The following is a 13,732-nucleotide window of genomic DNA, read 5'->3' as shown; positions in this document are numbered from 1 at the left end:
AATGCTTAACCAAGTAATAACTTTAATTGATCAAGCAAATAGCCAAGACCCTAATACTGAAATATATAATGCTCAGAGCCTGCCAAAAGAAAGTTTATACGCAACTCGTATGAGCGAAATGTTAGCGCGTTTTAACCCTAATGCCGATGAGCTTATGCAAATAGCAGTACGCGGCCAGCATATTGAGCGCTGGCAGTCGCCGCGTAGTAACTTTGCTATGAATAAGCAGGGGTATCATCAGTGGCGTAGTGCACTTTATATATTTCATGCTTCAAGAGTAATTGAGTTGATGCAACAAGTTGGCTTTAATGAAGCGCAGCAACAACGGGTTTATGCCGCGGTAGCTAAGCAAGATATTAAACGCAACCCAGACAGTCAGTTAGTGGAGGATATTGCAAGTTTGGTGTTTATTGAACATTATATGTTGGCCTTTACCAGTACCAAACCAGATTATGATGAACAAAAATGGCTTGGCATTATTCGTCGCACGTGGCAAAAAATGTCAGTAGAGGCACGCGATTTTGTGCTCGCTGGTAATGTAACATTACCCGAACCGTTAGTTGGGCATATTCATAAAGCGGTTGCGTAATACTTTATTTTAAACAAAAAATGGCGTACATTTAATGTACGCCATTTAATATTTTAGTACCTAGTACCTAGTACCTAGTACCTATTTGTTACGGTTTTCTTTACTAAACGCACGAATTTTACGTTTTTGCGATAGTGTTATTTTATTAACACGTCCGGCAAATGGGTTATCACCTTCTCTAAATTCGATTTTGATAGGTGTGCCCATAATTTTCAGTGCTTTACGATAGTAGTTCATTAGGTAGCGTTTATAGCTATCAGGTAAATCATGAACTTGGTTACCATGAATAACAATACGTGGTGGGTTATAACCACCGGCATGCGCATATTTAAGCTTAACACGGCGACCACGAACAAGTGGCGGCTGATGATCTGCTTGTGCCATGTCCATAATACGACGTAACATTGCGGTGCTTATACGCTTAGTAGCTGATTCGTACGCTTCGTCTACCGACTCAAATAAATGACCTACGCCAGTACCGTGTAATGCCGATATAAAGTGTAGGCGGGCAAAGTCGATAAAGCCTAAGCGACGATCTAGTTCTGATTTAATACGATCTTTAACATAATCGTCTAAGCCATCCCATTTGTTCACCGCAATAACCAGTGAACGGCCAGAGTTAAGTGCAAAACCTAATAAGCTTAAATCTTGATCAGAAATACCCGCACGAGCATCAACGACTAATAACACTACGTTACAGTCTTCAATTGCTTGTAGGGTTTTAATCACTGAGAACTTTTCAACCACGTCGCTTACTTTTTTACGCTTACGCACACCAGCTGTGTCGATTAAAATATATTCTTTGTCGTTACGGGTCATCGGAATATAAATAGAATCGCGGGTTGTGCCTGGCATATCGTAAACAATTACACGTTCTTCGCCGAGTATACGGTTGGTAAGTGTTGACTTGCCTACGTTAGGACGACCAATAATGGCTAGCTTTACAGGTTTGTCTGCAAATGCTTGATGAGAGTCATCTTCACTGTCTTCTTGGTATAAATCGATAAGCTCTTCATCATCGTTACTTACATCTTCATCAAGCGCCGCTAATTCAGCAATTAAAGGCTGTAGCGTTTGTTCAAGTAATAACGTAATACCGCGGCCATGTGATGCAGCAATATGATGAATTTCGCCCAGCGATAATTGATAGAACTCAGCGCAGTTTGAGTCGGCGTCAATACCGTCGGTTTTGTTAGCAACCACAAAGCATTTTTTCTCTTGCTTGCGCAAGTGATTAGCAATGGCTTGGTCAGCTACTGTCATACCTACACGGGCATCAACTAAAAACAGTACTATATCGGCTTCTTCAATGGCGAGCAGAGACTGATCAGCCATTTCGATTTCAATGCCTTCTTCAGAACCATCAATACCGCCCGTGTCTACCACGATAAATTCATAGCCATCGTAATTTGCTTGGCCATATTTTCTATCACGAGTTAAACCTGGAAAATCGGCTACGAGCGCGTCACGAGTACGTGTTAAACGGTTAAATAATGTGGATTTGCCCACATTGGGTCGCCCCACTAGAGCGATCACGGGAAGCATAAACTACCTCTTTAAAAAACAACAAAAGGCTTCGCGTTGCGAAGCCTTACAAAAAATAATTAACTATTAGTGGGTTATACTAATAATCATAAGTTAGTTTGGTATTTGTACCGCACTAACTTCCCCATCTCGGGTATATAAAATCAGTTTATCGTTGGCAACAACAGGCTCAACAAAAAAGCCTGAACTGTCAAAGTCTTCACGAGATACTAGCTCGCCAGTGACTTTATTTAGCCAATGTAGGTTACCTTCTTGATCACCTAACGCTAAATATTCACCTGCAACTGCAGGGCCTGTTAAATACCAACCACGTAGAGCGGGTTGGCTCCAACGTTCAATACCTGAATCTTTATCCAATGCGTAAATAACACCGTTGCTATCTACTACATAAATACTTTGTGCATCCATGGCAATATCGCGGTAACTGCTGTATTCACGTTTCCATACAATATTACCAGAACGAATATCAACTGCCGCTAGGTTACCATTATAAGCAATAGCATAAGCGTATGGGCCGCTAATAAGTGGTTGTGTGTCTACATCAACTAGACGCTCAAACTCTGAAGCACCTTTAGCAACTGCAATTTCGGCACTCCATGCAGAGTAACCACTGTCTGAAATTAATACGCTTAATTTGCCGGTTTCTAGGCCAACTAATACACCACCATTTGCAACCGTAGGCGCGCTTTGTCCACGTAAGGTTAGCGCAGGTACTTCTTGCTCAAAGCGCCAGCGTTCTTCACCCGTATCAGGATGAAGGGCTAATAACTTACCCGAAGCTAAATTTACAAATACCAAACCGTCACCGGCAGCTGGTTTTGAAAGTGCTTCACCGGGTACGTTTTTACGCCAAACTTCTTCACCAGTTTCACGATCTAGAGCAATAACATAGCCATGCTCCGAACCTAAATATATTTTACCATAAGCTTGTAATATTCCGCCCGATAATTTTGCACTATCGTTATCGGCCCATGGCCAAAACGATACATCTTGGCGCACATCGCTTTTCCATAGCGTATCGCCATTTTCTAGCTTAAGTGCTTTTACTTGGCCTTCGCGGTTAGCAACGTATACGGTATCTTTATATACAGCAGGTGATAAGCGTGAAAAATAATGCTCTACACCATTACCAATTGATTCTTGCCATACAATATTAGTTTCGAACTGGTTGGCTATTTCAGGCAGAACCAGTTCTTCTTCGTCATCACTTGACGAGCAACCCATTAAAGTTGCCATGCAAAGTGCAAGCGTTGCGATTGTTATTTTTTTCATAGCTAAAACCTTATGCCGCTGGGCTTGTTACTGCTAGGTCATCTAACTTAATTTGTAATAGTGGATTACTGGTTAGTCCACCGGCATCAACCGCTGCTTGATATGCTGCGCGAGCTTGTTTTTTGTCGCCTTGCTTAGTGTAAATATCACCCTTAAGCTCTGCAACATTGGCAGAAAATGCGTCAGGTAATGATGCATTTAACGACGTTAGCGCTTCATCATACTGCTGCTGGGCAATTTGAACGCGAGCTAGGCGTGTAATAGCAATGGCTTTTAATTCATCGTTTTTTACGTTAGACACTATCCAGCTTAGCTTTTCGCTTGCAGCGTCTAGGTCATTTGCTTCTACAGCATCTTTAGCCGCTACAAATGCAGCTAACGTTGCGTAGTTGGTATCTTTATTTTCGCTAATAAAAGTATCAGCTGACGATAATACACTTTCGCCTGAAACCAATGTTGTGTAAGCGTCTGATGCTTGCTCAGCTGTGGTAATTTGGTTTTGGTTATACGCTTTCCAGCCATATAAACCACCTAAACCTACAATTACACCTAGTGCAAGAGAAAGGCCGTTTTCACGGAAAAAGCGCTTTATGGCTTCGGCTTGTTGTTCTTCTGTTGAATAAATATCCATTTTTACCTCTGTGATAGCTTTGGCATTAATATGCTTTTATTAAAATATTAGCTATTAATAAGCTCTGCTAATAGCGCTTTAGCTTGTTCTAATTCTAATGTGACTTGTTCTTTACGCTCGCGTAAATACTTAATGGTCACAACGCCTTGTTCTAATTCATCTTCACCGATAATAACGGCAACGAGTGCATCGCTTTTATCAGCACGTTTTAATTGTTTTTTAAAGTTGCCGCCGCCAGCATGCACCATAACGCGTAAGTTTGGCACATCGCGTCGAAGCGTCGCTGCAATAATAGGTGCTTGAATACTGGCTTTGTCGCCCATTGATGCTAAATATACATCAGCATTACGACGAATATCACCTACACACTCAAGTGCTTGTAGCAGTAGCACTAAGCGCTCAAGGCCCATTGCAAAACCTACTGCAGGGGTCGCTTTTCCACCAAGTTGCTCAACTAAGCCATCGTAACGGCCACCGGCACACACAGTACCTTGCGCGCCTAAGCTGTCGGTGATCCATTCAAACACAGTGCGGTTGTAATAATCTAAACCACGTACCAGTTTTTCGTTAATCGTGTATTTGACGCCGGCTGCGTCTAAACGTTCACATAAATTTGCAAAATGTTCTTTTGATTCAGTGTCTAAATGCTCAGATAGCTTAGGTGCATTAATTAAAATTGCTTGCACGTCAGGGTTTTTGCTATCAAGTACACGTAGCGGGTTTGAATACATGCGACGTTTTGAATCTTCGTCTAGTACATCAAGGTGTTGCTCAAGATAGGCAACCAGTGCATCACGGTAATTGGCACGTGCTTCGTTTGAACCTAACGAGTTAAGCTCTAAACGTACATGTTCGCTAATCCCAAACGATTCCCATAATTGCGCTGTAAGTAAAATAACTTCTGCATCTATGTCGGCACTCGCAATACCAAAGGTTTCTAAACCAAATTGGTGAAACTGGCGATAGCGGCCTTTTTGCGGACGTTCATGGCGAAACATTGGGCCCATATACCAAAGGCGTTGCTCTTGGTTATACAGTAAGCCATTTTCGTTTCCTGCGCGTACACACACAGCGGTGCCTTCTGGGCGAAGCGTAAGTAAGTCGCCATTACGATCGGCAAAGGTGTACATTTCTTTTTCTACTATATCGGTTACTTCACCAATAGAGCGTTTAAATAGGTCGGTTGATTCTACAATTGGAAAACGAATTTCTTGATAACCGAACGACGCAACGGTTTCGCGTAAAATATTTTCTACTTTTTGCCAAACTTGAGTATCGCCTGGTAGGCAATCGTTCATACCGCGAACTGCTTGAATTTGTTTTGCCACTGCTAAATCCTAAAAACTGTTGTTGTACAATGCTTGACTGCGACAACATAAAACTAAAAAAATTGACCCGATATTATAACCCTAATTTACACGTAAATGCGAGCTTAGAGGCGCGCTATTGCTAAGTTACCCAGCGATAGCACAATTTAAATAAAGGCCAAACTAACTAATTAAAGGTGTTACTCAACGATTTTAATATCGATAGGTGTTTGGTTTTGTTTTTTTGCAATAAAATCGCGCACGTAGCCTTCAAGTTGTTCAACAATATTATTGTTATCTATGCGGGCTTTTTGGCGTTCGCCATTAATATATAATCCTGAGCGACGACTAGCGCCGGCTAAACCAATATCACTTACCAATGCTTCGCCAGGGCCGTTTACTACACAGCCAATCACTGAGACCGAAACCGGTTCAATAATATCCTCTAAGCGCTCTTCTAATTGGTTCATGGTGCTAACTACATCAAACTCTTGGCGAGAGCAGCTAGGGCAAGCAATAAAGTTAATACCGCGAGAACGAATACGCAGTGATTTTAAAATATCAAAACCAACTTTAATTTCTTGCACCGGATCGGCTGCCAACGAAACACGTAGCGTATCGCCAATTCCTTCGGCAAGTAACATGCCTAAACCGACTGCAGATTTAACTGAGCCTGAGCGCATGCCACCGGCTTCGGTGATACCTAAATGCAGAGGTTGGTCTATTTCTTTTGCTAGCAAGCGATAAGCACCTACAGCTAAAAACACGTCAGACGCTTTTACTGATATTTTAAATTGATCAAAGTCTAAACGGCGCAATATATTTACATGGCGCATTGCCGACTCTAATAATGCCTCGGGCGAAGGCTCGCCGTATTTTTCTTGTAAATCGCGCTCTAATGAGCCGCCATTTACACCAATACGAATAGGAATGTTGTGCTCGCGAGCCGCATCTACCACAGCCCTAATTCGCTCTTCGCTGCCAATATTACCTGGGTTAATACGCAGACAATCTACGCCATATTTTGCCACTTTTAAGGCAATTCGGTAATCAAAGTGAATATCGGCTACTAACGGTATAGTTACCTGTTCTTTAATGCTTTTGAATGCTTCGGCGGCGTCCATAGTTGGTACAGATACGCGCACAATATCGGCGCCGGCATCTTGTATTGCCTGAATCTGTGCTACGGTTGCATCCACATCCATAGTGTCGGTGTTAGTCATTGACTGCACGGCAATGGGTGCGCCATCACCTATAGGTACATTACCAACATTAATACGGGTTGATTTTCTGCGTTTAATTGGGGATTCTGAAAACATAGCGGCTACTCTGCTAGTGGTAATTTAAATTTAGCTAAACGATTTTTTGGAAAAGCTGATAGATCAACAGTTTCACCGTTTAGAGTAATATTAACTGCATCATGCTTACCCAGCACAACCGAAAAAGGAGCTATGCCTGTTAAGGTCATTTCATAGCCTGCTTTTTTTACTCCAAACGCAATTTTTTCACCTTCGGCATCATAAATTTCTACCCAGCTCTCATCATTAAAAAGCATAACGATAGTACTACTATTGTTTGCTTCGTTAGGGGCTGTAGTAGTGGTGTTAATTGTACTATTACCGCTAGGTAGCGCACTTAATTGCTCACTTTGCGGTAATGCTACATTATTTATTTCCTGAACTTGCTGCTGTGATGCGCCAATATTACTTTGCGCAGCCTGTTCTTGTTGCTCACTCATTATCGAGTTTTCAACATTAATATTACTTGTTTGTTCTTCAATTGGCATAGAATTTTGCCACCACCATAAGGCAGAGGAGCCAATTACAATGGCTAAAATAATATAGCTGGCAATCATTAAACGACTGTCGTTAGCTTCTTTTTCAGTACGACGCGAAAAACTCTGCATATCAACGGGTTTTTCAGGCGTTGTAGGTGCAGGTAGCATAGCCAAAATAGGTGTATGATCAATTTTTAGCTCTCGGCAATAATTTTTTATATACCCTTTTACAAAGGTTGTAGGGCCAAGTAACTGATATTCATCATTTTCCATGCGTTGTACTTGTAACACAGTCAGTTTTAAATGTGTTGCCATAGTAGCAAGGCTAATGTCAGCGTTTTCTCTGTGTGTTTTTAATATTTGCCCAAGAGAAGGTTGTTCGCTTTGGGGCTGAGTAATTTCTTCATTCATAATAGGTATGAGTCTGGATCCACTAGTAAAAGATTGTGCCCTGGTGTTAGTGCTATATCAGGACTTAATTTATTCCATCGCATTAATTCATCAATTAATACCTGCCGCTGGGTAGCTATTTCAAAAAGGGTATCACCAGCTTTAATTTCATAATAAATATTAGGATCGTTAAGGTAAATTTTACTGCCATTCATTACCCGATCTGACTCTTTTAATCCATTCCATAGTAGGAGCTTTTGTAGTTTAACATTGTATCGTACCGAAATGCTAAATAGGTTTTCACCAAACTCTATTATATGAAACGGTACTGTAAGTGGCGCAACCTTAGGATTGAGCATAGGTAGCTTATTGTCGTTACTTGTTGGCGCATTTCTCAGCTCTATGGTGTCAAGTTCGTTGCTGTTATTGCTAGTAAATACATCTGCATCTTTAGTGGCCTTATAAAAAACCACCTGACCATTATTACTAGGTTGAGCACTCGTTTGGCTGAAAGTAGTGTTAGTTGTATTTGCTTTATTAGCGCTGTTATTAGCAGGTTGAGGAGCGCCAAAAGAAATTATTTTAACGTTATTATTAACTGCTACCTGTGCTGCAGGCAAGGTGCTTGGTGATGTCTCAGGCTGCGTACTTAAAGGGCTAACAATAGCTTGCTTGCTGCTTTGGTTTGTTGAGTTTGTTATTAGTTTTGCGTTTAGCGCAGTGTTCGTCTGGCTTGTTGGCGCGACAGTTTTGCTTGACGGCTGAGCTGGTTTAACTTCGGCTATTACTGCAGCTGGGGCTGTTACTGTTGCAACGGGCGTTTTATTAGCACTAATTAAGCTTGTTGAGTCATTTTGTGATGGACGCTTTTTACGAATTATTTTTATTTTAGGCTGTGAACTTAATTGCGCTTCGCTACCATCTTGTTTTAATTCATTGAGCTGCGCTTGACGATATTTTTCGCGCAAGACTTCAAATTCGGTTTGTTTTATTTGGCTATCTCTAATCGCAAAAGCCTGATCACTACTTGGGTAAGTTTGTAGGATAGTTGCAGCAATTTTCTCTGCTTCTTCAATTTTACCCATGCGCTGTTTAATTAAATAACTAAGTAATAAAGCACGCGGAGATATTTGCGCGGTATCGTCGTAACGCTTTAACAGTGCACTTGCTTTGTATAAATCGCTTTTAGCGTAATATAAAGCCGCTAAACTAATTAGCGTTGAAGCGCGCTGAGAACTGTGATTTATTGCTTGCTGAAAATAAGTTTCGGCGTTATCAAAGTCGTCAAATTCTATAGCGCACAACGCTAAGTTTTCGTAGCTTTGGGCAACACGGATATAGCTGGGTATTGCGATTGCTTTTAAAAACTGATCAGTAGCACGGTCGTATTCATCTATACCACATAAAAATACCCCATAGTTATTTAAGGTATTAGGATCGTCAGGTTTAATAGCAAGTGCTTTTTGATAGGCTAAATCGGCAAGTTTATTTTCACCAACTTGTTGATAGTAATACGCTAAAGAGTAGTGGACTTCGGGTAGGTTTGGCGCATATTCGCTGGCACGTTCAAGGTTATATTTTGCTTGAGAGTTATTACCCGTATTTAAATATTGTAAAGCAAGGGCAATGCGAGTTCGAGCTGCGCCTGCGCTATTAATTTTATTTTCGACAACGGGTTTATCACTGCCGTTATAACTATTTTCTGTAACGCAACCGCCTAAGGCGAGCGTAGATATAGTTAAAACTAGTAAAGGTCGCATTACCTTGTCTCTTTATTTTTTGTCCATAGCGCCTATCTTACCTAAAAGCATCTATGTTGCATCAATTATTTAAAAATAAACGACTTAAAAGCAATCAGTCTTGATATGAAGTATTAATTAAGACTGATTGCTATTTAGAGATGAGACTATGCTTGGTGAATATTAACGGCAATCGCGTTATCGTCACGCATTTTCTTTTTAGCCAAGCGTTTTGTTCTATCAACAACATCGCCAGCTAATTGACCACAGGCTGCATCAATATCATCACCGCGAGGGCGACGTACAATACAAGTAATGCCGGCTGCTTGTAAAACCTTAGAAAAACGGTCAATACGACTATTACTCGAACGCGTATATTCGTTACCCGGAAATGGGTTAAACGGAATAAGGTTTACCTTACAAGGAGTGCCTTTAAGCGTTTGTACCAATGCGTGCGCTTGGTCGGTGCTGTCGTTAATACCATTGAGCATAACGTATTCAACGGTTACGTCTTTATTTGCTTTAGAGCCATCGATATAACGACGACACGCCGCTAAAAACTCTTCAATAGGGTATTTTTTATTAACGGGCACTAAAATATCGCGCAGTGCGTTATCAGGAGCATGCAATGAAATAGCCAGTGCTACGTCAATTTTTTCTTTTAGTAAATCCAGAGCCGGTACCACGCCTGAAGTACTTAATGTAACGCGGCGCTTAGATAAACCAAAACCCCAATCGTCCAACATCAGTTCCATCGCGGGGACTACGTTTTTAACGTTAAGGAGTGGCTCACCCATGCCCATCATTACCACGTTTGTTACCGGGCGTTTTTCGCTGTGACCATCAAGGCCAATATCTTTAGCTACACGCCAAACCTGGCCAATAATTTCAGATACTTTTAAGTTACGGTTAAAGCCTTGTTGCGCTGTAGAGCAAAAAGTACATTCAAGCGCACAACCAACTTGCGATGATACACATAACGTAGCGCGTTCTTTTTCAGGGATCCAAACAGCTTCTACTTCTTGGCCGCCTTCAAGCACTAATGCGTATTTGATCGTGCCATCTTTAGCTTGTTGACGCACTGATATTTCTGGGGCAACAATTTCGCATTCAGCTTTAAGTTTTTCTTTAAGCTTTTTGTTTACGTTGCTCATATCGTCGAAGTTATCTACGCCAAAATGATAAATCCATTTCATCACCTGGTCACTACGAAACGGCTTTTCACCGAACGATGCAAATAGCTCGCGCATCCCTTCTCGGTTTAAATCTAATAAGTTAATCTTTTTTTGTTCGGTCATGAAACAACCTCAATCGGTGACGGTGGAGATAAAAATTTACGAGGACGAATTGTACACAATTCACTCAGCTTAATCATTAAGTAAAACATTATAAGTTTACTGATTAATACCTTACATAATGACTAAAAAAGGGCCCGAAAGCCCTTTTCAATATGTTAACGAGTTCGAATTAACGAGTACGTGAACAAAGCTCTTCGTCAGCGAAGAAGTACGCGATTTCGCGAGCAGCAGATTCAACAGCGTCAGAGCCGTGAACAGCGTTTTCGTCGATGCTGTCAGCGTAGTCTGCACGTAAAGTGCCTGCTAGTGCGTCTGCAGGGTTAGTAGCACCCATGATTTCACGATTTTTAAGAACAGCGTTTTCGCCTTCAAGAACGGTAACCATTACTGGACCAGATGTCATGAAAGATACTAAAGCACCGAAGAAAGGACGTTCGCTGTGTTCAGCGTAGAAGCCTTCAGCTTTCTCTTGTGAAAGGTGAACCATTTTAGCTGCAACGATTTTAAGGCCAGCAGTTTCGAAACGGTTGTAGATAGCGCCGATGTGGTTTTTAGCAACTGCATCAGGTTTTACGATTGAGAAAGTACGTTCTAAAGCCATCTTAATGCTCCAATAATTTTAAGTGAAAGTGTGAATATTAACGGGCGCGAATTATACGCGTTTTAACGTAAAAATACTAATTATTATTAATAACCATCTTTGAATATATTTAGCAGGCTTTATTTATATTTTGTTTTGTGCGCTTACTGCGATTTTAACTTTGTTAAAATATACTCAATTGCACTAGGGTTTTGAAAGGAGTTATGGCTTGATTTAACTATAATAGTCTCTTTAGCTTTGTCGTAATAAGCGCTAGGGTAGTCAACTACACTGTCGCTGATATTACTGCAATCATCGCTTGAATCGCAGATTAGACGATTAGTAGAACCAATAATATTATACGCTTCTCCTTGCACGGGTAATGTGCCCAACGCATCCATTAAAGGGTGCCCAGGTCTGAGTACTTGTACGCTATTTGGACCATAATCTTTTAAAAAAGGCAGCATACCTTTAGTTAGTTTAGCTATGCCAACCTTATCGATAAGTGCTTTAAAAAGGCCAGTAAATTCCAGTGGCAAAGTAACCAAGGACGCGCCTATGTAGCCTAATGCTGAACTGGCAATACTGGAGCCGCGATGTGGTGTATCTAAAAAGAATACACGGTTGTAGTTAAACACCGGCTCAAACACAAAAATATCTTTAATATCGCGTTGTTTTTCGTTGAGTAGCAGTTCGGGTCTGTCGGTAAAAGTGGCATCCCACAATGCGTAGTTGCTATTTGTTGTTAGTGTTTTACTGATCACTCCGCCCATACTGTGGCCAATTATTGTTGCGCGCTCAAAGCCTTGCTCCCCGCTAGCAACTTGGCTCAGTTCACTGAGTAAATGACGCACTCTCATGGCATTAAAAAACGGTGGCGGACCTGAGGGATAATACACATGCCAAATTTGATAACGTTGGCTTAATACTGCATCATTTAATATGGCCATGGTTAAGTAACGCCAAATCAGTGGATCAGAATTTAAACCGTGGATCATTACTAATGGTTCTTTGTCAGCAGTTAATTGGGCAAGTGAAAATATGCCACGACGCTTTTCGGCTTCGCTGGCAGAGACAAAGCCTAGCCAACTAAATTGGTCTATGGTGGCATCTTCTAGCAGCATTAAAAAACTTGCTGCAGGTGAATAACTTAATGCGTAGCGATTATTTCCTAAGCTAATTTCTTTGGTGTTGTTTTGTTGTTCAATATCTATGGTAACTAGGTAGGTTAAACCCTGTGTTTCAATTGTTTTTAACTTAGCATTGTAGGCGCGGTAAATACCTTCTTCAGGGTAAAACTTGGCTTTTGGGTTGTCGGGCTGCTGTTTCTTTACCACTAAGGCAACCCCCAACTCACCCAGTGTTTTAGCCGCAAGGCGTGGCTCTAAAGGTAATAGGTTACTTACAAAGGTAAATTGTTTTTCACCGTTTATTGCAACCGAAACAAGGTTTAATTGTGTGGGATCGCTTTTTAGTAGTTTATAAAGAGAGCTGTTGTAGAGGTTCAGTGCATACGTTTTTAAATTAGAGGGTAATTGCGGTCTGGCCAACAGAGTTTGCGCGCATTGTAGGCTCAATACTAGGCCAATATCTGTATCATCACTCACGCTCAGACAATGGCTGTGTAACGCGCCTAGCGATAAGGGCGCTAAATTAGGTAAAACAGCATAGCCCAACGCATTGCTAATTTGTGGCTGTTGGTCATTTAATTGCAAAAAACGCCCAGAAGAGCAGCCATTGAGCATAATAAAAATTGCAATAATAAAGAATAATCGAACCATAGTCACATTGCTAAAAAATTATAAAAACAATATTAAAATCTACACCTTAGTCGTTATTTTCTCAAGTATTAAACGGCTATTAACAAATTAACTTGCCTGTTTGTGCAAAAACTTGCTCACATAATGGCTATTGTTCGTGTAGTTGTGTGCTGCAGCAATAATATTGGCGGTTAATTAAATTCTATTAAGTCGATTGTTTTATACTAATTAATTAAATTTTAACCGTGATAAATGTCATTAAAATAGCCGCCAAATTCAACTTAACACGCTTATATTGCTATGAAAAATATTATTCTAAGTTTGACACTAATGTTTGGTTTTGTATTTTCGGCAGACGCAACTCAAAACAAGAGTTATTCGATTGATTACATTCAAGGTGAAGGAGATGTCAAAGGGATTAAGCTAGCGCTGCAATACCACGTTGACTGGTTAAAACAGTATTCAGAGAATTTAAATATGTATTTTGAATCAAGCTTAAACCTGTGGGAGTATGGTGCTGAAAATGACTACGACAGTAACCTAGTGCTTGCTATTTCGCCAGTGATCCAATACCCGATAACCCAGATGGCAGATAAACCTATTTTTATAGAGTTTGGGATTGGTGTTTCGTTACTCGACGATACTGTGTTTGCGGGCAAAAATGTCAGCACCCATTATCAATTTGAAGACCGCTTAGGTTTAGTGATGAAGTTTGGCAAAAATAATCGACAAAGCGTGGCTATACGCTACTTTCATTATTCTAACGCCGGCTTCAAAAAGCCAAATCCAGGGCTAGATTTTATTGCCCTAAATTATACCCGCTTTTATTAACCCCTGTGACTAA

General features: G+C 40.8%; 12 protein-coding genes. 2 read left to right on the top strand and 10 right to left on the bottom strand.

Annotated elements, in window-relative coordinates:
* Nucleotide 1: 1 nt before the first annotated feature.
* Entirely contained in the window at nt 2-589 is a 588-nt protein-coding gene (locus tag H5079_RS06650; protein WP_182683780.1) for a DUF4202 domain-containing protein, read from the top strand.
* Nucleotides 590-670: 81 nt separating this feature from the next.
* Here H5079_RS06650 and der read toward each other — a convergent pair whose 3' ends face one another.
* The 10 genes from der to H5079_RS06600 form a co-directional block, all read right to left on the bottom strand.
* A complete protein-coding gene (gene der, locus H5079_RS06645) occupies nt 671-2,134 on the bottom strand; it encodes a ribosome biogenesis GTPase Der (RefSeq protein WP_011329772.1) in 1,464 nt (487 codons plus the stop codon).
* A 93-nt stretch (nt 2,135-2,227) separates the two neighbouring features.
* On the bottom strand, nt 2,228-3,406 hold the full coding sequence (gene bamB / locus H5079_RS06640) for an outer membrane protein assembly factor BamB (RefSeq protein WP_011329773.1): 1,179 nt from the start codon (nt 3,404-3,406) through the stop codon (nt 2,228-2,230).
* Between the two features lie 10 nt (nt 3,407-3,416).
* Complete coding sequence (locus H5079_RS06635; protein WP_011329774.1) at nt 3,417-4,037, bottom strand: tetratricopeptide repeat protein; 621 nt, start codon at nt 4,035-4,037, stop codon at nt 3,417-3,419.
* A 47-nt stretch (nt 4,038-4,084) separates the two neighbouring features.
* Nucleotides 4,085-5,365 (bottom strand): histidine--tRNA ligase, encoded by a 1,281-nt coding sequence (hisS, locus tag H5079_RS06630; RefSeq protein ID WP_011329775.1) that lies wholly within the window; start codon nt 5,363-5,365, stop codon nt 4,085-4,087.
* Nucleotides 5,366-5,544: 179 nt separating this feature from the next.
* A complete protein-coding gene (gene ispG / locus H5079_RS06625) occupies nt 5,545-6,663 on the bottom strand; it encodes a flavodoxin-dependent (E)-4-hydroxy-3-methylbut-2-enyl-diphosphate synthase (protein ID WP_086998188.1) in 1,119 nt (372 codons plus the stop codon).
* Between the two features lie 5 nt (nt 6,664-6,668).
* A complete protein-coding gene (locus H5079_RS06620) occupies nt 6,669-7,532 on the bottom strand; it encodes a RodZ domain-containing protein (RefSeq protein WP_011329777.1) in 864 nt (287 codons plus the stop codon).
* Nucleotides 7,529-9,271, bottom strand: coding sequence for a type IV pilus biogenesis/stability protein PilW (gene pilW, locus H5079_RS06615; protein ID WP_182683758.1), 1,743 nt, complete (start codon nt 9,269-9,271; stop codon nt 7,529-7,531). The genes H5079_RS06620 and pilW overlap by 4 nt, the downstream gene beginning before the upstream one ends.
* Before the next feature lie 146 nt (nt 9,272-9,417).
* Nucleotides 9,418-10,548: a bifunctional tRNA (adenosine(37)-C2)-methyltransferase TrmG/ribosomal RNA large subunit methyltransferase RlmN gene (locus H5079_RS06610; protein WP_011329779.1), complete on the bottom strand. Its 1,131-nt coding sequence runs from the start codon at nt 10,546-10,548 to the stop codon at nt 9,418-9,420.
* Between the two features lie 169 nt (nt 10,549-10,717).
* The gene (ndk, locus tag H5079_RS06605) at nt 10,718-11,149 is read right to left on the bottom strand and encodes a nucleoside-diphosphate kinase (protein WP_011329780.1); all 432 of its coding nucleotides are present in this window, start codon (nt 11,147-11,149) and stop codon (nt 10,718-10,720) included.
* Nucleotides 11,150-11,292: 143 nt separating this feature from the next.
* The gene (locus H5079_RS06600; protein ID WP_259398052.1) at nt 11,293-12,909 is read right to left on the bottom strand and encodes a triacylglycerol lipase; all 1,617 of its coding nucleotides are present in this window, start codon (nt 12,907-12,909) and stop codon (nt 11,293-11,295) included.
* 309 nt (nt 12,910-13,218) lie between these two features.
* On the opposite strand from H5079_RS06600, the gene H5079_RS06595 reads away from it, so the two are divergent.
* Entirely contained in the window at nt 13,219-13,719 is a 501-nt protein-coding gene (locus H5079_RS06595) for an acyloxyacyl hydrolase (RefSeq protein WP_225740922.1), read from the top strand.
* Nucleotides 13,720-13,732 lie beyond the last annotated feature (13 nt).

It is taken from the genome of Pseudoalteromonas sp. SG44-5, from assembly GCF_014164175.1.
Lineage (GTDB): Bacteria > Pseudomonadota > Gammaproteobacteria > Enterobacterales > Alteromonadaceae > Pseudoalteromonas > Pseudoalteromonas nigrifaciens.
Note: the sequence above shows the minus strand (reverse complement) of the source record. Positions and strands in the feature narration are given on the sequence as shown.

Excerpts from the sequence above, each read along its gene's own strand:
- der (WP_011329772.1), bottom strand. The coding sequence starts at position 2,134 with ATGCTTCCCGTGATCGCTCTAGTGGGGCGACCCAATGTGGGCAAATCC.
- H5079_RS06650 (WP_182683780.1), top strand. The coding sequence starts at position 2 with ATGCTTAACCAAGTAATAACTTTAATTGATCAAGCAAATAGCCAAGAC.
- H5079_RS06635 (WP_011329774.1), bottom strand. The coding sequence starts at position 4,037 with ATGGATATTTATTCAACAGAAGAACAACAAGCCGAAGCCATAAAGCGC.
- H5079_RS06595 (WP_225740922.1), top strand. The coding sequence starts at position 13,219 with ATGTTTGGTTTTGTATTTTCGGCAGACGCAACTCAAAACAAGAGTTAT.
- H5079_RS06620 (WP_011329777.1), bottom strand. The coding sequence starts at position 7,532 with ATGAATGAAGAAATTACTCAGCCCCAAAGCGAACAACCTTCTCTTGGG.
- bamB (WP_011329773.1), bottom strand. The coding sequence starts at position 3,406 with ATGAAAAAAATAACAATCGCAACGCTTGCACTTTGCATGGCAACTTTA.
- ndk (WP_011329780.1), bottom strand. The coding sequence starts at position 11,149 with ATGGCTTTAGAACGTACTTTCTCAATCGTAAAACCTGATGCAGTTGCT.
- pilW (WP_182683758.1), bottom strand. The coding sequence starts at position 9,271 with ATGCGACCTTTACTAGTTTTAACTATATCTACGCTCGCCTTAGGCGGT.
- ispG (WP_086998188.1), bottom strand. The coding sequence starts at position 6,663 with ATGTTTTCAGAATCCCCAATTAAACGCAGAAAATCAACCCGTATTAAT.
- H5079_RS06600 (WP_259398052.1), bottom strand. The coding sequence starts at position 12,909 with ATGGTTCGATTATTCTTTATTATTGCAATTTTTATTATGCTCAATGGC.
- H5079_RS06610 (WP_011329779.1), bottom strand. The coding sequence starts at position 10,548 with ATGACCGAACAAAAAAAGATTAACTTATTAGATTTAAACCGAGAAGGG.